The sequence below is a fragment of the Mycolicibacterium baixiangningiae genome, from assembly GCF_016313185.1.
In the GTDB taxonomy this organism is placed as follows: domain Bacteria; phylum Actinomycetota; class Actinomycetes; order Mycobacteriales; family Mycobacteriaceae; genus Mycobacterium; species Mycobacterium baixiangningiae.
In genome coordinates, this window is record NZ_CP066218.1 from 3,262,064 (window position 1) to 3,282,574 (window position 20,511).

Annotated in this window: 19 protein-coding genes; 6 read left to right on the top strand and 13 right to left on the bottom strand. The window is 69.7% G+C overall.

The genetic code is table 11. The annotated features are described in order from the left end of the window. Positions 1-17: 17 nt before the first annotated feature. The 3 genes from I7X18_RS15270 to I7X18_RS15280 form a co-directional block, all read right to left on the bottom strand. The gene (locus I7X18_RS15270) at positions 18-743 is read right to left on the bottom strand and encodes an ABC transporter ATP-binding protein (protein ID WP_193048359.1); all 726 of its coding nucleotides are present in this window, start codon (positions 741-743) and stop codon (positions 18-20) included. Between the two features lie 18 nt (positions 744-761). Then, positions 762-1,577 (bottom strand): ABC transporter permease, encoded by an 816-nt coding sequence (locus I7X18_RS15275; RefSeq protein WP_193048358.1) that lies wholly within the window; start codon positions 1,575-1,577, stop codon positions 762-764. A 421-nt stretch (positions 1,578-1,998) separates the two neighbouring features. Continuing rightward, positions 1,999-2,340 carry a hypothetical protein gene (locus I7X18_RS15280; protein WP_232375251.1) on the bottom strand — a complete coding sequence of 114 codons (342 nt, stop codon included), beginning with the start codon at positions 2,338-2,340 and terminating at the stop codon, positions 1,999-2,001. Positions 2,341-2,463: 123 nt separating this feature from the next. On the opposite strand from I7X18_RS15280, the gene rbpA reads away from it, so the two are divergent. Further along, the gene (gene rbpA / locus I7X18_RS15285) at positions 2,464-2,802 is read left to right on the top strand and encodes an RNA polymerase-binding protein RbpA (RefSeq protein WP_011559900.1); all 339 of its coding nucleotides are present in this window, start codon (positions 2,464-2,466) and stop codon (positions 2,800-2,802) included. A 7-nt stretch (positions 2,803-2,809) separates the two neighbouring features. Here the strand turns inward: rbpA and I7X18_RS15290 are convergent, their stop codons facing one another. Genes I7X18_RS15290 through I7X18_RS15305 form a run of 4 tightly spaced genes read right to left on the bottom strand, consistent with a single transcriptional unit; the run spans position 2,810 to position 7,408 of the window. Then, entirely contained in the window at positions 2,810-3,595 is a 786-nt protein-coding gene (locus tag I7X18_RS15290) for a polyprenol monophosphomannose synthase (RefSeq protein ID WP_193048357.1), read from the bottom strand. Continuing rightward, complete coding sequence (lnt, locus tag I7X18_RS15295) at positions 3,592-5,298, bottom strand: apolipoprotein N-acyltransferase (RefSeq protein ID WP_193048356.1); 1,707 nt, start codon at positions 5,296-5,298, stop codon at positions 3,592-3,594. Before lnt ends, I7X18_RS15290 begins: the two co-directional genes overlap by 4 nt. Next, positions 5,291-6,883 carry an amidohydrolase gene (locus I7X18_RS15300; protein ID WP_193048355.1) on the bottom strand — a complete coding sequence of 531 codons (1,593 nt, stop codon included), beginning with the start codon at positions 6,881-6,883 and terminating at the stop codon, positions 5,291-5,293. Before I7X18_RS15300 ends, lnt begins: the two co-directional genes overlap by 8 nt. Before the next feature lie 21 nt (positions 6,884-6,904). Next, entirely contained in the window at positions 6,905-7,408 is a 504-nt protein-coding gene (locus I7X18_RS15305) for an FxsA family protein (RefSeq protein WP_193048354.1), read from the bottom strand. Between the two features lie 49 nt (positions 7,409-7,457). Here I7X18_RS15305 and I7X18_RS15310 point away from each other — a divergent pair, with 49 nt between their 5' ends. Continuing rightward, on the top strand, positions 7,458-8,171 hold the full coding sequence (locus tag I7X18_RS15310) for a dienelactone hydrolase family protein (RefSeq protein ID WP_226864422.1): 714 nt from the start codon (positions 7,458-7,460) through the stop codon (positions 8,169-8,171). A 90-nt stretch (positions 8,172-8,261) separates the two neighbouring features. On the opposite strand, the gene I7X18_RS15315 is transcribed toward I7X18_RS15310, so the two are convergent. The 6 genes from I7X18_RS15315 to I7X18_RS15340 form a co-directional block, all read right to left on the bottom strand. Then, on the bottom strand, positions 8,262-8,645 hold the full coding sequence (locus I7X18_RS15315) for a PPOX class F420-dependent oxidoreductase (RefSeq protein WP_193048353.1): 384 nt from the start codon (positions 8,643-8,645) through the stop codon (positions 8,262-8,264). A gap of 39 nt (positions 8,646-8,684) precedes the next feature. Continuing rightward, entirely contained in the window at positions 8,685-12,269 is a 3,585-nt protein-coding gene (cobN, locus tag I7X18_RS15320; RefSeq protein ID WP_193048352.1) for a cobaltochelatase subunit CobN, read from the bottom strand. A 287-nt stretch (positions 12,270-12,556) separates the two neighbouring features. Next, positions 12,557-13,576, bottom strand: coding sequence for a glycine betaine ABC transporter substrate-binding protein (locus I7X18_RS15325; RefSeq protein ID WP_193048351.1), 1,020 nt, complete (start codon positions 13,574-13,576; stop codon positions 12,557-12,559). Further along, entirely contained in the window at positions 13,573-14,340 is a 768-nt protein-coding gene (locus I7X18_RS15330; protein ID WP_193048350.1) for an ABC transporter permease, read from the bottom strand. The genes I7X18_RS15325 and I7X18_RS15330 overlap by 4 nt, the downstream gene beginning before the upstream one ends. Then, a complete protein-coding gene (locus I7X18_RS15335; protein WP_193048349.1) occupies positions 14,337-15,512 on the bottom strand; it encodes an ATP-binding cassette domain-containing protein in 1,176 nt (391 codons plus the stop codon). The genes I7X18_RS15330 and I7X18_RS15335 overlap by 4 nt, the downstream gene beginning before the upstream one ends. Beyond that, positions 15,509-16,156, bottom strand: a complete 648-nt coding sequence (locus tag I7X18_RS15340) for an ABC transporter permease (protein ID WP_193048348.1) — start codon at positions 16,154-16,156, stop codon at positions 15,509-15,511. Before I7X18_RS15340 ends, I7X18_RS15335 begins: the two co-directional genes overlap by 4 nt. Before the next feature lie 147 nt (positions 16,157-16,303). Here I7X18_RS15340 and I7X18_RS15345 point away from each other — a divergent pair, with 147 nt between their 5' ends. From I7X18_RS15345 to I7X18_RS15360, 4 genes are read left to right on the top strand one after another with little or no spacing between them, the layout of a single operon-like run. Continuing rightward, positions 16,304-17,221, top strand: coding sequence for a TauD/TfdA dioxygenase family protein (locus I7X18_RS15345; RefSeq protein ID WP_269751272.1), 918 nt, complete (start codon positions 16,304-16,306; stop codon positions 17,219-17,221). Between the two features lie 29 nt (positions 17,222-17,250). Beyond that, a complete protein-coding gene (cobG, locus tag I7X18_RS15350) occupies positions 17,251-18,375 on the top strand; it encodes a precorrin-3B synthase (RefSeq protein ID WP_193048347.1) in 1,125 nt (374 codons plus the stop codon). Positions 18,376-18,385: 10 nt separating this feature from the next. Further along, positions 18,386-19,012 (top strand): precorrin-8X methylmutase, encoded by a 627-nt coding sequence (locus tag I7X18_RS15355; protein ID WP_193048346.1) that lies wholly within the window; start codon positions 18,386-18,388, stop codon positions 19,010-19,012. Continuing rightward, positions 19,009-20,481, top strand: a complete 1,473-nt coding sequence (locus tag I7X18_RS15360; protein WP_193048345.1) for a precorrin-2 C(20)-methyltransferase — start codon at positions 19,009-19,011, stop codon at positions 20,479-20,481. The genes I7X18_RS15355 and I7X18_RS15360 overlap by 4 nt, the downstream gene beginning before the upstream one ends. Positions 20,482-20,511 lie beyond the last annotated feature (30 nt).

Here is a 20,511-nt window from a genome sequence, read left to right on the forward strand (position 1 = left end):
CGTCGGTGGTCGAGACGTCACGCCTGGACGCCGAGCCGGTCGAGCAGTTCGGCGCGGTAGCGCTCGCTGTGTTCGGAAGCCTCACCCGGTGCGCGGCGCGGGCCCTCGATCTCCAGTGAGTGCACCACCCGCCCCTCGTCGAGGACGAGCACCCGGTCGGCGAGCGCCACCGCCTCGTCGACATCGTGGGTGACCAGCAGGACGCCGAACGAATGCGCCCGCCACAACTCGAGCAGCAGTGTGCGCATGCTCAGCCGCGTCAACGCGTCCAGAGCGCCGAACGGTTCGTCGAGCAGAAGCAGCTGCGGTTCGCCGACCAGAGCCCTGGCCAACGAAACCCGCTGCGCCTGACCGCCCGACAGCGTCAGCGGCCAAACGCCTCCGCGGTCCGCCAGCCCTACGTCAGCCAGCGCGCGCTGGGCTCGCCGCTGCGCCTCCGCCTTCGGCAGACGGCTGCGGGTGAGCCCGTACGCCACGTTGGTCCTCACGTCACGCCACGGGAACAGCCGGGGTTCCTGAAACGCCAGGGCGGGCGCTCCGGCCACGAACCGCTCGCCGGTGTGCTCGGTGGACAGGCCGGCCAGGACGCGCAGCACCGTCGACTTCCCCGAACCACTGCGGCCGATCAGCGCGACGATCTCCCCGCGGCCGACGTCGAGCGAGACATCGGTGAGGACGTGGTGTTCGCCGTACCACTTGTCGATGTGGCGCAGCCGCGCGGCGGTTTGAGTGGCGCGGTGCACGGGGGGGTGTGGTCAGTGTCATGTGCGGTACCTCAGGGCTCGACGTTCCAATGCGCGGACTCCCGCGTCGGTGGCGATGCCCAGCAACGCGTAAACGACCAGACCGAAGATGATGATGTCGATCCGCAGGAAGTCGCGGGCATTGTTGATGAGGAAGCCGATCCCCTTGTCGGCGTTGATCTGTTCGGCCACGATCAAGGTCAGCCACGCGATCGCCAGCGATTGGCGGAATCCGACCAGCACCTGGGGTGCCGCACTCGGCACGATGATGGTGCGGAACCGCTGCCAGAACGAAAACCCGAGCACCTGGGCCGTTTCAAATAGTTTCGGGTCGACCTGGCGGATCGCCGAGAACGTGTTGAGGTACAGCGGGAAGCTCACCCCGAGCGCGACCAGTAGCACCTTCGGCAGCTCACCGATGCCGAACCAGACGATGAACAGCGGGATCAGGCCGAGGTGCGGAAGCGCCCGGACCATCTGCATCGGCGGATCGACGGTGGCCTCGACCCACCGCGACAATCCCACGGCCGTCCCGAGCACCACCCCGACGGTGCTGCCGAGCAGCAGTCCTTCGACGACCCGGATCCCGGATACCCGGATCGCATCGGCGAGTTGACCGTTGCCGATGAGCTCGATGCCTGCCTCGACGATCAGCGACGGGGCGGGCAGGACGTCCTGCGGGATGAGTCCGGCGGCGCTGCCCACCTGCCACAGTGCGAGCAGCACCAGCGGGGAGGCCCACCGGATCAGCGTCCACTTGCGGTCCGCGTGCCGGGTGGTCGGCGCCGCGGGCAGCGTGGACGCCGAGGACGTCAGTTCGGCGGTACTACTCATGGTGATCGGACGTTACGGCGGTGATGCAGTGCCGCACAGGGTTTGATTCGCGGTGACCGAAAAGCCCTTGACTGCTATGACGGCGGGAGGCGGAATTCCCCGTCGACGATCACGGCCTCGACCGGGTGACCGTCGATGGTCGCTCCCCACGTGCCGTCCGGTTGCTGCTGGAGCTCGCCCGCCTGCCGCAACAGGCGTCGGTTGCGCACCTCTGCGCGGGGTTACATGGAGAATTCGTGAAGATGGCGTGGAGTCAGCCGGCCACTTGCGCCTCGCCGCAGACGTCGATTCGGCCGAACTCGGCGGGTCAGCACGTCGAACACCTCCGTTTCGACCCAATCGCGTTGACGCGCAACGCAATTCGTATCGCAGGGTGTCGAGTGCGAAGTCCGCTCGATTACCCAAGCGCGAACGGGAAACCCTATCGCCAGCCGTCGGCTGCCCGGGCCGCGCGCATCAGCGCGTCGCACAACTGGCGCAGTTCGTCGGATCCGGCGCCTTCGTCGACGGCCGTCGCGACGTCCTCCGCCGCGCAACGCACCTCGAAGACCCGATCCGCGAGCAGGGCGGCCTCTTCCGCGGTCAACACCACGGCGTCGGGCGACAGCGAGGTGCCTCTCACCATCGCGCGCTGCTCGTAGGCGCGCTGCCTGCAGGACTGCCTGCAGTACTGGCGGCGGCGGCCCAACCCGGCGTCGGCGACCTCGCGCCCACACCAACGGCACGGCTGCGGCCGGGTACGCCGTCTGCTCGCGGTCTCCACAAATTCAGACTGTAGACGGGTCACCCCACTGATCCCGGTATCATGGAGGGTCGAGTCGGGAACCGTTCGTGGCTCCGCCGCGTTGATAATCCGGCAAGAAGTTTTCGATGAGGAGTGTTGACGATGGCTGATCGTGTCCTGAGAGGCAGTCGCCTCGGAGCTGTGAGCTACGAGACCGACCGCAACCACGACCTGGCGCCGCGTCAGGTCGCTCGCTACCGCACCGACAACGGCGAAGAGTTCGACGTCCCGTTCGCCGACGACGCCGAGATCCCGGGCACCTGGCTGTGCCGCAACGGCCTGGAAGGCACCCTCATCGAGGGTGACGTCCCGGAGCCGAAGAAGGTCAAGCCGCCGCGTACCCACTGGGACATGCTGTTGGAGCGCCGTTCAGTCGAGGAACTCGAGGAGTTGCTCAAGGAGCGCCTCGATCTGATCAAGACGAAGCGACGCGGTAGCTGACCGTCGCCTAGCGCCGGTATTCGAGTCCGCGGGCGCGGTCGAAGCGCCCGCGGATTCCCCAATCCGCCACCTTGAGCAGGGCTTCGCGGATGTTCGACCCGCTCATCTTCGACTGCCCGAGTTCACGCTCACTGAAGGTGATCGGCACCTCGACGACAACGAAGCCGTTGTTGATGCTCCGCCAGGTCAGATCGATCTGGAAGCAGTAGCCCTTCGAGTCGATCGCCGACAGGTCGATCTCCTCGAGCACCTCACGCCGGTAGGCGCGGTACCCGGCGGTGATGTCGTGGACGTCGACGCCGAGCAGCACCCTGGCGTAGGTGTTGGCGGTCTTCGACAGTGCGTAGCGGCGGCGCGGCCAGTTCCTGATCGTCCCACCCGGGACGTACCGCGATCCGATCGCCAGGTCCGCCCCCGCGTCGACGGCGTCGAGCAGCCGGTGCAGCTGTTCAGGTGCATGGCTGCCGTCGGCGTCCATCTCGACCAGCACCGAGTACTCGCGGCTCAGGCCCCACGCGAAGCCGGCCAGATAGGCCGCCCCCAGACCGTCCTTGCTGGTGCGGTGCATGACGTGCACCCGGTCCGGGTCGGCCAGCGCCAGCTCGTCGGCGAGCCGGCCCGTGCCGTCGGGGCTGCCGTCGTCGACCACGAGGATGTGCACCTGCGGGCACGCTTTGCGCACCCGGTTCACGATCAACGGCAGGTTCTCCCGCTCGTTGTAGGTGGGGATGATGACCAGCGTCCGCCGACTCGGGCGGACGGGGCGCTGCGATTTCGCCGCAGTGTCGGTCATGTAACTCCTTCGTCGCTGCTGCGTGCGCCGGACAGGGTGTCACTGGCCGGGGGCGGCGCGGATCGCCGACGCCGCCTCTTGAGCACGAAATTCCCATTGTGCAGTATGGCCGCGATCACAGCGCCTACCCCGGCGATCACCAGCAGCGCCTGCACGAGAGGACCCCAGCGCGTGGCGGGCGTGATGTCGGTCTTCAACCGGATCTGGGTGTCGAGGTAGGCGGGTTCGAAGAACGCCGTCTGCGCCAACTCCCTGCCGTCAGGGGCGATCACCGCGCTGATGCCCGTGGTGCCCGCGACCACCACGTACCGGTCGTGTTCAACCGCACGCAACCGGCCGAAGGCGAGCTGCTGCTGGCTCATCGCCTCGTCGAAGGTGGCGTTGTTCGCGGGCACCGTGAGCACCTGCGCCCCGTTGCGCACCGACTCGCGGGCGGCGCGGTCGAAGATCACCTCCCAGCAGGTGGTGACGCCGACCGGCACACCGGCGGCCTCCACGACACCGTTGCCGTCGCCGGGGATGAAGTACCCCGCCCGGTCGGCATACGGCGAGAGCTTGCTGAAAAGCCCGCGCCAGGGCAGGTATTCGCCGAACGGCTGCACGATCTTCTTGTCGTGGCGGTCGGCGGGGCCGGTGCCCGGTTTCCACACCATCACGGTGTTCGTCGACACCGGGTTGTCGGGCGTCCAGCCGGGAGTGCGGACCACCGTGCCGACCAGGATCGGTGCGTTGATCGCCGCCGCGGCAGTGGAGATCTGTGCGGCAGCGTCCGGATTGGCCAGCGGGTCGATGTCCGACGAGTTCTCCGGCCACACCACGAACATCGGCTGCGGCGCGCGGCCGGCCCGGACGTCCTGCGCCAGCCGCAGCGTCTCCTTGACGTGGTTGTCCAGCACGGCACGCCGCTGCGCGTTGAACTCAAGTCCCAGTCGCGGCACGTTGCCCTGCACTGCCGCGACCGTCACGGGCTGGTCGTCCACGGCGCCCATCCCGGACTGGCGGACTTGCGGCCAGACGATCGCCGTCCCGAGGAGAACCACCGCGATCACCGCTCCGGGCAGCACCACTGCGGGCGGCGTCCCGGCCGGGCGCTCGTCGCGGCGGGTCCACCGCACGATCTCCGCAACCAGCGCCGCGAGCGCGAACCCGACCAGCATGACGGCGAACGACAGCAGCGGCGCCCCACCGAGGTGGGCCAGCGGCAGCAGCGGCGCCTCCGTCTGGCTGAACGCCACCACCCCCCACGGGAAGCCCCCGAACGGCACGCTGGATTTCAGCCACTCCTGCGCCGTCCACAGGGCGGCGAACCACACCGGCCAGCCGGGCAGCCGGCGCACGGTCACCGCGGCCGCCCCGAACAGCGCCGGGAACAGCGCCTCGACCGCGGCCAGCGCCAGCCACGGCAGTGCGCCGACGAGGCCGCTGATCCAGGGCAGCAGCGGCACGTAGAACGCCAACCCGAAGAGGAACCCGTACCCGAACCCGCCTGCCGGCGTCGTCGACTCTCTCCTCAACACCCACGCCAGCAGTGCGACCGCGACAAATGCGCAGTACCACCAGCCGAACGGCGGGAAGCTGACGCACAGCAGCAGCCCGGCAGCGATCGCGGCGACCAGCTGCCACATCCGGTCGACGACGGCCTGGGTGAACCGGCGCAGCGGCGGCGCCAGCCTCGCCATCCGGGCGGACGGTGCGTCAACCATGGATGGCGACACCTCGGTGCACGGTCTGGCGGCAGCGCGGGAGCGCGTCGTCGACGTTCAGGCGGGGCAGGGCCGGCACTCGGGACCGGGGGTCGGTGGACCAGCGCTGGACCGAGTCGGCGGGTGCGCTCACCTCGAATCCGTCGGCCTCCCAGATCGCGTACGACGCCACTGCGCCGGGTACCAGGGTGCCGGTGACGCCGTCGCGCACACCGGCCGCGCGCCAGGCGCCGCGGGTGGCCGCGGCGAATGCGGCACGCAACGAGATCGCGCTGCCCGGCGTCTGGTGCCGGCTCGCCGCCCGCACCCCGGACCAGGGGTCCAAGCTGGTGACGGGGCTGTCCGAGCCGAAAGCGAGAGGCACGCCATGGGATGCTAACAGCGCGAACGGGTTGAGCCCTGCGGCTCGTTCGCTCCCCAACCGCTGCGCGTACATCCCTGCCGGCCCGCCCCACAGCGCATCGAAATGCGGCTGCATGCTGGCCACCACCCCCCACGCGCCGAGTTGTGCGGCCTGCTCCGCGCTCACCATCTCCAGATGTTCGAGTCGGTGCCCGCAGCGGGCGACCGCGGGCGCGCCGAACTGTGCGACGACCCGCGCCAGGGCGGCCACCACCGCGCCGACCGCCGCGTCGCCGATGACGTGGAAACCCGCGGTGATGCGCGCCTCGGTGCAGGCGTGCAGATGCGCCGCGACAGCGTCTTCGTCGAGATAGGTGTTGCCGCACTCCCCCGGCGCGTCGGTGTAGGGGCGGCTCAGCCACGCGGTCCGCGACCCGAGCGCCCCGTCGACGAACAGGTCCCCCGCCAATCCGTGGGCGCCGGTCTGCTCGACGAGGTCGCGGGCGTGCGCGGCGTCGGTGGCGGCCTCACCCCAGTAGCCGACGACCTCCACGCCGTGCTCGACGTCACGCAGCTCGAGCCAGTCGTCGAGTCCGCCGATCTGCGGACCCGCGCATTCGTGGACGGAGACGATGCCGTGGGCCGCCGCAGCATCGAGTGCAGCGCGGCGCGCCCGGTTGCGCTGGTCGGCCGTCAGCCGGTCGCGGGCGGCGGCGCGCACGAGGTGGTGCGCGTCGGCGGTCAGCGGCCGCTGCGGGTGATATCCGGCGGCATGGGTCAGCCCGGGCGCCGTGGCGCGCAGTGCCGTCGACGCCGCCGCGGAGTGGACGTCGACGCGGGCCAGGTACACCGCCCGCTGCCCCACCGTCGCATCGATGTCCTCGGTGCTGGGCGCGACGTGTTCGGGCCATCCGGACTCGTCCCAGCCGTGTCCCCAGATCACCCCGTCGGGGTGGGCCCGCGCATACCGGCCGAGCAGGTCGAGGCATTCGCGCAGCGAGGCCGCGTGGCGAAGATCCAGGCCGACGAGTGTGAGGCCGGTCGCGGTGAGGTGAACGTGGCTGTCGACGAAGGCCGGCGCCACGAAGCCGCCCTCGAGGTCGACCGTCTCGGCCTGCGGGAACTGGGCGCGACCGACCTCGTCGCTGCCGAGCCACACCACGGTGCCGTCACGCACCGCGATGGCGGTGGCATCGGGTTGGGCCGGGCTGTGCACCCGCCCGTTGAGCAGCAGTGTCGTCACGAAGCCGACAGAGTAGCCGGGTCAGTCGACCCGGCGCTCCACCGCGCTCGGCTCCACGGTGCTGGGCTCCACGGTGCTGGGATCCACGGTGACGACATCGACCACCTCACCGTCGATGTAGTCCCCGCGGCGGGCGGCGGTAGGCGCGCCGACCACGACGATCGGGACGCGGCGGCCCAACCTGCGAGCCGCGACGGCCGTGACGACCGGGCGGGCGGCGGCCCGGGTCGGCGGCAGCAGCAGGAGTGCGCCGAGGACCGAACTCGCGAGGCCCGGGACGACCACCAGCACGGTGCCCAGCGCGACGAGTGCGCTGTCGGTGACCGCGCCCTGCGCCGTCGTCGCCGTCAGGCCCGAACGCAGCCGCTGCAGCTGTCGCTTGAGTTGCGACCCGGCCAGTGCGAGGCCGACGACGAAGGTCGCCAGGGAGATCAGGAGCGTCCAGCCGAGACCGATGGTCGAGACGAGCGCCACGATGACCGCCACCTCGATGACGACGTAGAGCAGGAACAGCCGCATTGCCATACACCTCCAACGTCTCGCGGCCCGCCTGGGTTCCGTACATTCGGGAACCATGACGGCAACGGTGAGCACGGTTCGGGTCAACACTCCCGAGGGTCCCATCGAAGCCCTGCTCGGGGTGCCCGACGGAGAGGGCCCGTGGCCCGGCGTCGTGGTCGTGCACGACGCGATCGGCTACGGCCCGGACAACGAGGCCACCTCGGCGCGGATCGCCGGCGCGGGATACCTCAACGTCACTCCCAATCTGTTCTCCCGCGGCGGGCGCGCCCGGTGCATCACGAGGGTGTTCCGCGAGACGGTTCGCCGCAGCGGGCGCGCGTTCGACGACGTGCTCGCCGCACGCGACCATCTGCGCGCTCGGCCGGACTGCTCGGGCGCGGTGGCGGTCGCTGGTTTCTGTATGGGCGGGCACTACGCACTACTGCTCGGCCCCGGCAATTTCGAGGTCTCAGCGCCGTTCTACGGCACCCCTCTACCCGAGAGCGTCGCGGCCGCGGTGGACGCGTCATGCCCGGTGGTGGCCAGCTTCGGTCGGCGCGACCCGATGGGTGTGGGCGCACCGGCCAGGCTGCGCAAGGCGACCGAGGCCAAGGGTGTGCCGGCGGACATCAAGGTCTATCCCGACGCCGGGCACAGCTTCGCCAATCAGCTGCCCCTTCAGCCGTTCCTGCGCCTCGCCCACTTCGGGTATCACGCCGACGCCACCGAGGATGCCTGGCGGCGCGTGTTCACGTTCTTCGCCGACCACCTGTCGCCGAGCACCTGACCGGGGCTAGGACGGGCTGGTCACCTGTGCAGACCCGCCGGGTGTCGGACTTCGGCGGAGCCGTAGACGTCCTCGAAGGAGGGCGCCATGTCAGCCCGCCGCCTCGATCTTGAGGGTCACGTTGTTCTTCATCCCCCCGCGGAGCTTGGAGAATACGTTGAACGTCTTTCCGAGCAGCCCATACCGGCTGCCGAGCGCATCGTAGGTGGCGCCGTTGGCGGATTTGTCCAGGATGGTCGCGACGGCCTCGACGGCCTCGCTCTGCGGTTTACCGGCCCGGTCACACTTGGCCAGCGTCACTCGCGGGGTGTTGCGGATCCGCTTGACCTTCCACGACTTCTCCTGCGTGATCACGAGCAGACCGTCGCCGGCGGGCACGGCCCACACCGCGGTGGGCTTGGGTCTGCCGTCCTTGGTGAAGGTCGTCAGCAGCACGTACTCGGATCCGGCGATCTCGGCAAAGGTGGTGGCCATGTGATCAACCTAGCGGCGTCGCCCACCCCCGTGCCGGGCTCAGCCCTCGAGTTCGCCTTCGGTCTCCAACAGCACCCGTCGTAGGCCGTCGAGGGTCTCGGGGTCCGGTTCGGCCCACATGCCGCGTCCGGCGGCCTCCAACAACCGCTCGGCCATCCCGTGCAGCGCCCACGGGTTCGACTCCTCCATGAACTTGCGGTTCTCGGCGTCGAGGACGTATTCCTGTGACAGCCGGTCGTACATCCAGTCCGCCATGACGTGGGCGGTGGCGTCGTAGCCGAACAGGTAGTCGACGGTCGCGGCCATCTCGAAGGCGCCCTTGTAGCCGTGCCGGCGCATCGCGGTGATCCAGCGGGGGTTGACCACGCGGGCGCGGAACACGCGGGTGGTCTCCTCGGACAGGGTCCTGGTCCGCACGGCGTCGGGCCGGGTGTTGTCCCCGATGTAGGCCGCGGGCGCCTTGCCGGTCAGCGCACGAACCGTCGCGACCATGCCACCGTGGTACTGGAAGTAGTCGTCGGAGTCGGCGATGTCATGTTCGCGGGTGTCGATGTTCTTGGCCGCCACCGCGATTCGACGGTAGCTGGTGTTCATGTCGTCGGCGGCAGGCCTACCGTCGAGACCGCGGCCGTAGGCGAATCCGCCCCACGCGGTGTAGACCTCCGCGAGATCGGCGTCGTCGCGCCAGTTGCGGCTGTCGATCAGCTGCAGAAGGCCCGCACCGTAGGTTCCCGGTTTGGAGCCGAAGATCCTGGTCGTGGCTCGTCGCCGGTCACCGTGCTCGGCGAGGTCCGCCTGCGCGTGGGCGCGGACGTAGTTGTCATCGTCGGATTCGTCGAGGCCCGCGGCGAGGGTGACGGCGTCGTCGAGCATGGTGACCACGTGCGGGAACGCATCGCGAAAGAAGCCCGAGATCCGCACGGTGACGTCGATGCGTGGGCGTCCCAGTTCCGCAAGAGAGATCGGCTCCAGGTCGACCACCCGGCGTGAGGCGTCGTCCCACACGGGCCGAATTCCCAGCAGCGCAAGGACTTCGGCGATGTCGTCGCCGGAGGTCCGCATGGCCGAGGTGCCCCACACCGACAGCCCGACCGAACGCGGCCAGGTCCCGTGGTCGTCGCGGTAGCGTTCCAGCAGCGAATCCGCCATGGCCACACCGGTTTCCCAGGCCAGCCGCGACGGCACGGCCTTGGGGTCCACTGAGTAGAAGTTACGCCCGGTCGGTAGGACGTTGACCAGGCCGCGCAGCGGGGAACCCGACGGGCCGGCCGCGATGTAGCGGCCGTCGAGGGCGCGCAACACCTGTCGGATCTCCCCGGCGGTGCCGGCCAGTCGCGGCACCACCTCGGTGGCGGCGAACCGCAGGATCGCGGCGACCTGTGCGTCGTCGGTGATCGTGTCCACGGCGGCGGCGTCCCAGTCGGCCGCCTGCAGCGCCGCCACCAGGTGGCGTGCCTGCGCTTCGACGGCGTCGACGCTGGTGCGTTCGTCGTGTCCGTCCTCGGCCAACCCGAGGGCCTGACGCAGCCCGGGAAGGGTCTGCTCCCCACCGAACAGTTGGCGGGCCCGCAGGATCGCCAGGACCAGGTTCAGTTCGGCGTCGTCGGCGGGCGGGGCGCCGAGGATGTGCAGACCGTCACGGATCTGGACGTCCTTGATCTCGCAGAGCCACCCGTCGACGTGCAGCAGCATGTCGTCGAACGAATTCTCGTCCGGGCGCTCCTCTAGACCCAGGTCGTGATCCATCTTGGCCGCACGCATCAGCGTCCAGATCTGTTGGCGCACCGCGGGAAGTTTGTTCGGATCGAGCGCGGAGACGTTGGCGTGCTCGTCGAGCAGTTGTTCCAGCCGGGCGATGTCACCGTAGGACTCGGCCCGCGCCATCGGCGGGATGAGGTGGTCCACCAGCGTCGCGTGGGCGCGCCGCTTGGCTTGGGTCCCCTCCCCCGGATCGTTGACCAGGAACGGGTAGATGAGCGGCAGATCGCCCAGCGCGGCGTCGGTGCCGCAGGCTGCCGACATGCCGAGTGTCTTGCCGGGCAGCCATTCGAGGTTGCCGTGCTTGCCCAGGTGCACGACGGCGTCGGCGCCGAAACCCGCGTCCAGCCAGCGGTACGCCGCGAGATAGTGGTGGCTGGGCGGCAGATCCGGGTCGTGGTAGATGGCCACGGGGTTCTCACCGAATCCGCGGGGTGGCTGCACCATCAGCACGACGTTGCCGGATTGCATTGCCGCGATGACGATTTCGCCATCTGGGTCATGGCTGCGGTCGACGAACAGTTCACCGGGCGGGGGCCCCCAGTGCTCGACCACGGCGTCGGTGAGCTCGGTCGGCAGGGTGGCGAACCATGCTCGGTACTCGCTCGCGGACAACCGAATCGGGTTGCCGGTCAACTGACCGTCGGTGAGCCAGTCCGGATCCTGACCGCCGCGTTCGATGAGGGCGTGGATCAACGCGTCACCATCACGCGCCTCGACACCGGGTACGTCACCGATGTCGTACCCGGCCTCGCGCATGGCTCGCAGCAGGGCCACGGCACTGGCCGGCGTATCGAGTCCGACGGCGTTGCCGATGCGGGCATGCTTGGTCGGATAAGCCGAGAATACGACCGCGATCCGCTTGTCCCGCACGGGAATCCGCCGCAGCCGCGCGTGGCGCAGGGCGATTCCCGCGACGCGGGCGCACCGCTCGGGGTCGGCGACGTAGGAGATCAGCCCTTCACTGTCGATCTCCTTGAACGAGAACGGGACTGTGATGATGCGACCGTCGAACTCCGGCACCGCGACCTGCGTGGCCACGTCCAGCGGCGAGAGGCCGTCGTCATTTCCGCTCCACTGCGCGCGGGAGCTGGTCAGGCACAAACCCTGCAGGATGGGCACATCCAGCGCGGCGAGGTGCGCGACGTTCCAGCTGTCGTCGCTGCCTCCGGCGCCCACCGCGGCCGGCGTGGCCGCGCCCGCCGCGAGCACCGTGGTGATGAGCGCGTCGGCGGACTCCAGGTGCGACAGTAGTTCGGGTTCGGCGCTGCGCAGCGACGCGCAGTAGACCGGAAGCGCCCGCCCGCCGAGGGTTTCAATGGCCTCGCACAGCGCCTCGATGTAGGCGGTGTTGCCGGCCAACTGCTGGGCGCGGTAGTACAAAACCGCGACCGTGGGGCCGTCGGTCGTCGGGGCGTCCCGCTCGAGCACTCCCCATGTGGGCGTGGCGACGGGTGGCGCGAAGCCGAAACCGGTCATCAGCAGTGTGTCGCAGAGGAACGCGTGCAACTGACGAAGGTTGTCGACGCCGCCCTGCGCCAGGTACACGTGGGCCTGCAGCGCGGCGCCCTGGGGCACGGTCGAGTGCCGCATCAGCTCCGCGTCGGGCGCCTGCTCACCGCTCACGACGACGGCCGGCACGCCGCTCGCGGCGACGGTGTCGATCCCGTCCTCCCACGCGCGGTGACCACCGAGGATCCGGATGACCACGACGTCGGCGCCGTCGAGCAACTCCTCGAGCTCCCCGGCGATCAGCCGGGACGGATTCGCCCAGCGGTACCGCGCCCCGCTGGAGCGGGCGGTGATCAGGTCGGTGTCAGACGTCGACAGCAGGAGAACGGTCGGCGCGGGGTGCGGCGGGGTCACTCACCATTCGTACCCCACCGCGTCGGTTCAACGGTCTGAGCCACCCCACCGGGCGTACCAGGACTGCTGGTAGGGCAGCCCGAGGAGAGTGACGAGGACGAACAGCGCCAGGACGATGGCGACGAGTGCAACCATGGTGCACGCCTTTCAGGTCAGTTACCGGTACCCGCGGTATCGGTTCACTGGAAACGTACGACGTGCACGGGGTTGGTGGCCACTGATTGTGCGGGACCGAATACCAGGGGCCAGCAAATGACCCATGTCACATCTTGAGGCGTTCGGGCAGCTCAGCGAGGGGTGACGAACCCTTGGGCGACCATCCAGTCGCGGGCGACGACGCTCGGATCCCGTCCCTCGACGTCGACTTGCTTGTTCATCTCGATGATGGCCTCGTTCGTCAGGGCGGCCGTCACCGGAGCGGTGACCTCGGCGATCTCCGGATGGGCGTCGAAGAACGGGCGCTTCATGGTCACCGAGGGGTTGTAGTGGGCGAAGAACTGCTTGTCGTCGGTCAGCACGGTCAGATCGAGGGCGGCGATCCGGCCGTCGGTGGTGAAGACCTCACCGAAATCGCACTGCCGCCCGTCGGCGGTGGCCTGGTAGATGATGCCGACCTGCAGGATCGGGGTCTGCGCCCGCGACGGGTCGAAGCCGTATGCGGCCGCCATCCCGGGGAAACCGTCCTGGCGCGCCCGGAACTCGGTGTCGACGCACGTCTTCGCCGCGGCGGGATTGGTCCGCACCAGGTCGGCGTACTGCGACAGGGTGCGTACGCCGGTGCGCTCGATGACCTGCTTGCTGGCGGCCAGCGCATACGTGTCGTCCATCGGACCCGGATCGAGCCAGACCATGTCGTTGCGCTCGAGGTCTTCGTCCCGCACGGCTTCGAACTGTTCGCGGGAGTCGGGGATCGGCTTCTCGTGGCCGAGGTAGTTGATCCAGGCGTTCCCCGTGAACTCGTAGGCCACGTCGACCTGACCCGACAGTTGCGCTCCGCGGGTGCTGCGGGAGCCGACGATGCCGGTCAGGTCGCGCACCTCGGCGCCGGCCGCCATCAGCGTGAACTCGAGGATGTAACCGAGGATGACCTGCTCGGTGTACTCCTTGGACCCGACGGTGATACGCACGCCCTCGAGTCCCGGCGTCGGGGTGATCGACCCGGGACCGACCATCAACGGCACGGTGCCCCCCGACCCGAGCCCGCACCCGCTCACGGTCAACAGCGCGACGATCACGAGCGTCACCACGCGATTTCGGCGTGCTCGGTTGCGCTGACCGCGACTGCGCACGCCGAAATCGCCGGTCATCGCAGCCCCTTGGGATTCAGGACGAACTCGGCGAGACCGCCCAGCCAGTCGACCAGCAGGGCCAGACACACCGCGAGCACGCTGCCCAGGATCAGCGTGACGTTGTCCTGCAGCTTGTACCCGGTGTCGATGAGGATGCCGAGCCCACCGGCGTTGACCAGGAACGACAGCGTCGCCGTACCGACGGCGAGCACCAGTGACGTGCGCAGGCCGGCGAGGATGTAGGGCACTGCCAGCGGCAGTTCCACCCGCAGCAGTAGCCCCGCGCGCGACAACCCCTGTCCAAGTCCTGCGTCGACGAGCGATCGGTCCACCTGATCGAGACCCAGGATCGTGCTGGCCAGCACCGGAAGCAGTGAGTACAGCGCGATCGGCAGGACCCCGATCCAGAAGCCGGTTCGTGCGGTGAGCAGGAAGAGCAGCACAAGCAGGCCGATCGCCGGCGCCGCCTGCCCGATGTTCGCCACACCGATGAACAACGGCCGCAACGCTTTTGCGCCCGGTCGGGTCACCAGGATGCCCAGCGGCACGCCGACCGCCAACACGATCGCCGTCACCGCGGCGGTGATGAGCAGATGCTGCCAGATCAGGGTCGCCACGTTGCCGGGGTTGATGTTCTCCTGCTGCGTCGCGGTGAGATCGCGGTTGAACGCCCAGAACACCACCGCCGCGCCGACCACCAGCACCAGCGCCGGCTGGATGAACAGCCGCAGCCGCTCGGCCGGTGTGGTGCCGGGTGCGGCCCGGTCGGTGAGAGTGCTCACGGCTCCGAGGTCTCCGCGTTGGCCTCTGCGCGGAGCCGGGTGATCGTGTCGATGAGCGTGTCCAGCGTGACCACACCGGCGTATCTGCCGCCGGGACCCGTCACCACGGCGGACGCATGTTGTTCGGCGAGAATGGCTTCAAGGGCGTCCTCGAGTGTCGAATGCGTGCTGACGACGCCGAGTTCCTCCACGGCCTCCGACAGCGTGGCGGCATGCCGCAGCCGGGCTTCGCGCACCCACTTGACCGGACGGTCACGCTGGTCGACCACGACCGCCCAGTCGAAGTCGCTGCCCGCCAATTGGGTCCGGACGTGCTCGACCGTGTCGTCGGCGGACACCGCCAGATGCTTGCGCAGTTCCACGTCCTTGATCCGCATGAGACCGAGCTGCCGCAGCGACGCACCGGATCCGACGAAACCGGCCACCGTCTCGTCGGCCGGGCTGGCCAGAATGGTCTGCGGGGTGTCGTACTGCAGGAGCTTCGAGCGAGGGCCCAGCACCGCGATGCGATCGCCGAGTTTGACCGCCTCCCCGAAGTCGTGGGTGACGAACACGATGGTCTTGCGCAATTCGCTTTGCAGCCGCAGTAATTCGTCTTGCAGGGTGCTGCGCGTGATCGGGTCGACCGCGCCGAAGGGCTCGTCCATCAACAGCACCGGCGGGTCGGCGGCGAGCGCCCGCGCGACGCCGACGCGCTGCTGCTGACCGCCCGAGAGCTGACGCGGATACCGGTCGGCGTACTGCCCCGGGTCGAGCCCGACCAGATCGAGCAGTTCGTCGACCCGAGAGTCGATGCGTTTTCGGTCCCAGCGCAACAGGCCGGGCACCAGGCCGACGTTCTGGCGGATCGTCATGTGCGGGAACAGGCCGGCCTGCTGGATGGAATAGCCGATCTTGCGGCGCAATTCGGTGGGTTTGATCGACAGCGCATCCTGATCGCCGATGCGGATGCGGCCCGAGGTCGGCTCGGAGAGCCGGTTGATCATCCGCATCATCGTCGTCTTGCCGCAGCCGGAGGGGCCGACGAAGACGACGATCTCGCCGGCGGGGATGTCCAGCGACGCATCGTCGACGGCGGGCTCGGTGGCACCCGGATAGATTTTGGACACGTGGTCGAGTTCGATGCGCACCCCGGAGGGGTCCGTCACCGTCGCACCGTTCTGTGGTGTCATCGAATGCCTTTCGATGTGGTGAGCCGCCCGATCAGAACCAGCACGGCATCGAGGACGAGCGCGAGGATGACGATCAGCAGCGTTCCGGTCAGCGCCATCGGCACTGCGGTGGGGCTGCCGACCCGGGCCAGGCCGGCGAAGATCAGGTTCCCCAGTCCGGGCCCTTTGACGTAGGCGGCGATGGCCAGCACACCCATCGACATCTGGGTGCTGATCCGCATGGCCGACAGGATGGACGGCCACACCAGCCGTAGCTCGACGCGGCCCAGCGTGGCCAGGCGGCTCATACCGATCCCCCGTGCGGCGTCGGTGAGCGCCGGATCGACGGCGTTGAGGCCGACGATCGTGTTCCGGATGATCGGGAGCAGCGAGTACAGCACCAGCGCCGCCACACTCGGGACGACGCCGAGCCCGAACATCGGGATCAGCAGACCCAGCAGTGCGAACGCCGGAACGGTCAGGATCACACTCGACGTCGCGGTGGCGAGATTGGCTGCGGTGGCGTTGCGGTACGTCAACACCCCGACCGCGACACCGATGACGGTCGCGAGGAGGACGCTCTGCACCACTGCGCTGACATGCTGGTAGGAGTCGAAGATCAGCTGTGCCTGGTGAGTTCTGAGGTAGTCCCACAGCTCCCCCACGACCACCTCCGCATGTTCGGCTCCCGGTGCCGGATTTGCTGGTACCCCCGCCCACGGGAAACGAAACGGCCCGCGCCCCGGACGGGGTTCGGTTCGCCGTGAGTCAAACCATGGTGTGCTCGGCCAGCGGCGGCCATCCTGACCGGCATGTCGTTACGTGTGGTGAAGCTGGGCGCGCACATCGGCGCCCGGATCGACGGTGTCCGCCTCGGCGGCGGGCTGGGCCCGGCTACGGTGGCCGCGATCAACGAGGCGTTGCTCGAACACAAGGTGATCTTCTTCCGCGGTCAGCACCACCTCGACGACGACGGACAGTTGGCCTTCGCGCGCCGGCTCGGCACCCCGACGACGGCGCATCCGACGGTCACCTCGCGCGGGCACCGGATCCTGCCGATCGACTCGCGGTACGACAAAGCCAACAGCTGGCACACCGACGTCACGTTCGTCGACCGCATCCCGAAAGCCTCACTGCTACGGGCGGTCACGCTGCCGGAGTACGGCGGGACGACGACGTGGGCGTCGACGGAGGCCGCCTACGATCAGCTGCCCGCACCGCTTCGCGCGCTGGTCGAAAACCTGTGGGCCGTGCACACCAACCAGTTCGACTACGCCGCCGACTACGACGGCCGCCGCGAGGCACTGACCGCGACCGAACGCGAATACCGCGACGAGTTCTACTCGGAGTACTTCGAGACCGAGCATCCGGTGGTGCGCGTGCACCCCGAGACCGGCCGCAAGGTCCTGGTGCTCGGCCACTTCATCAAGCAGTTCGTGGGCCTCGGCGTCGCGGAGTCCACCGCGCTGCTCGCGCTGCTGCAGAACCGGGTCACCAAACTGGAGAACACCGTGCGGTGGACCTGGGAGCTCGGTGATCTGGCCGTCTGGGACAACCGCGCCACCCAGCACTACGCGGTGGCCGACTACGACGACCAGTACCGGCGGCTGAGCCGCGTCACCCTGGCCGGCGACGTCCCGGTCGACGTGTACGGGCAACACAGCAGGGTGGTCGCCGGCGATGCGTCCGGCTACTCCGACGTGGTGCAGCCCATCGCGCTCGCGAGCTGAGCGCCCGCCGGTTCCTAGAATGGCCGGCAGTGACGATCCGATCCCGCGACCAGGACGCGTGCCCGGGTGCCCTCTCGGTGCACCGGGCGGCTGACGGCGCGCTGGCCCGGGTCCGGTTGCCCGGCGGCATGCTGTCCGGAGCCCAGCTCACCGCGCTGGCACAGGCGGCGATCCGCTTCGGCGCACCGGACCTCGAGCTGACCTCGCGTGGCAACGTGCAGATCCGCGGCATCACCGACACCGACGCGGTCGCGGTCGCCGACGCGGTCGCCGAGGCCGGACTCCTGCCGTCACCGACTCACGAGCGGGTCCGCAACGTCGTTGCCTCCCCGCTGTCGGGCCGCTCGGGCGGACTCGCCGACGTCCGGCCCCTGGTCGTCGCGCTCGATGCGGCCATTCAGCGCGAGCCGGCGCTCGCCGAGTCCTCCGGTCGGTTCTGGTTCGGTCTCGATGACGGCCGCGGCGACATCTCCGGTCTGGGTACCGACGTCGGTGTACACGCCGTCGACCGCGAGCATGCGGCGCTGCTGCTGGCCGGCCGGGACACCGGCGTGCGCCTGCGCCTCGACGTCGCGGTGCGCACGCTCATCGACGTGGCCGTCCGCTTTGTCAGGGTCCGGGGCACGGCCTGGCGGGTCGACGAGCTGCCCACCACACAGGATCTGCTCACGCTGCCGCCGACCGCGGAGCCGGGCGCGACCTGGCCGCCGGTCTTGCGCCCACCGGTCGGGTGGATCCCGCAGGACGACGGTCGGGTGACGCTCGGCGCGGCGGTACCGCTCGGGGTGCTGCCCGCCCGCACCGCCGAGTTCGTGGGGGCCATCGAGTCGCCGGTCGTCGTGACGCCGTGGCGCTCGCTGGCGATCTGCGACCTCGACGAAGGGGTCGCCGACGTGGCGCTGCGGGTGCTGGCGCCGATGGGGCTGGTGTTCGACGAGAACTCACGGTGGCTCGATGTCAGCGCCTGCACGGGAACCCCCGGTTGCGAACGCTCGGCCGCCGACGTGCGGGCCGATGCCGCCGCCGCGGTCGACGACCCCGCCGGGGGGCATCGCCACTTCGTGGGCTGTGAACGCTGCTGCGGCAGCCCACCGGTCGGTGAGGTGCTGATCGCGGGTCCGGACGGTTATCGGGCACGAGGGCGCCCGTCGTAGGGTGAGCGGCGTGCTGGACTACATCCGCGACGCCGCCGAGATCTACCGGCAGTCGTTCGCGACGATCCGCGCCGAGGCGGATCTGGCGCGATTCCCCGACGATGTGGCGCGGGTGGTGGTGCGGTTGATCCACACGTGCGGTCAGGTCGATGTGGCCGAGCACGTGGCGTTCAGCGACGACGTGGTGACCCGTGCGCACACCGCGCTGGCCGCGGGCGCACCGGTGCTGTGCGATTCGTCGATGGTCGCCGCCGGGATCACCCGGTCGCGGCTGCCCGCGGACAACGAGGTGGTGTCCTTGGTCGCCGACGCCCGCGCCCCCGAACTGGCGGCGAAGCTGGGATTCACGCGCTCGGCCGCGGCGGTCGATCTGTGGGCCGACCGCCTGGGCGGTGCGGTGCTGGCGATCGGGAACGCACCTACGGCCCTGTTCCGGTTGCTCGAGCTGATCGACCAGGGCGCCCCCGTTCCGGCTGCCGTGCTCGGCGGTCCGGTCGGATTCGTCGGCTCGGCGCAGTCCAAGGCGGAGCTCATCGCACGTCCCCGCGGAATGTCCTATCTCGTGGTGACCGGCCGCCGGGGCGGCAGTGCGATGGCCGCCGCCGCGGTGAATGCGATTGGGAGCGAACGCGAATGAGCCGGGGCACGCTGTACGGCGTCGGGCTCGGACCCGGCGACCCCGAACTCGTCACCGTCAAGGCGGCCCGGGTGATCGGGCAGGCCGATGTGGTGGCTTATCACAGCGCGCAGCACGGCCGCAGCATCGCGCGCCGCATCGCCGAGCCCTATCTGCGTGCCGGTCAGCTCGAGGAGCATCTGGTGTACCCGGTGACCACCGAGGTGACCGACCATCCGCGCGGCTATGCCGGCGCGATGGAGGACTTCTACCGCGAGGCGGCCGACCGCATCGCGGCGCACCTCGATGCCGGACGTGACGTGGCGCTGCTCGCCGAGGGCGACCCGCTGTTCTACAGCTCGTACATGCACATGCACACCCGCCTCACCGAACGGTTCGCCGCGGAGATCGTGCCGGGTGTGACGTCGGTGAGCGCGGCGTCCGCGGCGATCGCCACGCCGCTGGTGCAGGGCGAAGAGGTGCTCACCATCCTGCCGGGGACGCTGCCCCCCGACGAGCTCGAGCGCCGACTGGCCGACACCGACGCGGCCGTGGTGCTCAAGCTGGGCCGCTCGTATCCCGCAGTGCGGGCCGCCCTGGCGGCGGCGGGGCGGCTCGACGAGACCTACTACGTCGAACGCGCCAGCACCCCCGACCAGCGCTCCCTGTCCACCGCGGACGTCGACGGCGACGAGAAGGTGCCCTACTTCTCGCTGGCGATGATCCCGGGCGGTGCGCGCAGGCGTGCGGTGCCGGGCAGTGTCGCCGTCGTCGGGCTCGGACCCGGCGCGAGCGAGTGGATGACGCCGCAGAGCCGCCGCGAACTGGCCGCGGCGACGGACCTGATCGGTTACGGGCCCTACCTCGACCGGGTCGGATTTCGGGACGGCCAGCGGCGCCACCCGAGCGACAACACCGACGAACCCGCCCGCGCCCGGCTCGCGTGCACGCTCGCCGAGCAGGGCCGCGCCGTCGCGGTGGTGTCCTCGGGTGACCCGGGGGTGTTCGCGATGGCCACCGCGGTCCTGGAGGAGGCCAAACAGTGGCCCGGCGTCGAGGTGCGGGTGATCCCGGCGATGACGGCCGCCCAGGCCGTCGCCAGCCGCGTCGGCGCACCGCTCGGCCACGACTACGCGGTGATCTCGCTGTCGGACCGGCTCAAGCCGTGGGAGATCATCGAGGCCCGCCTGGCCGCGGCCGCCGCGGGAGACCTGGTGCTGGCGATCTACAACCCCGCGTCCAAGACCCGCACCTGGCAGGTCGCCGCGATGCGCGATCTGCTGCTGCGCCACCGCGATCCGGGTACGCCCGTGGTGATCGGCCGGGACGTCGCGGGACGACGCGAACAGGTCAAGGTCGTGCGCCTGGCCGACCTGGACCCCGCCGATGTCGACATGCGCTGCCTGTTGATCGTCGGTTCGTCGCAGACGCAGTGGTACACCGGCGATGCCGGCGACCGGGTGTTCACCCCGCGCTACTACCCCGGGTGATAGTGTCCCGCGTCACAGCGTGACGAAAGG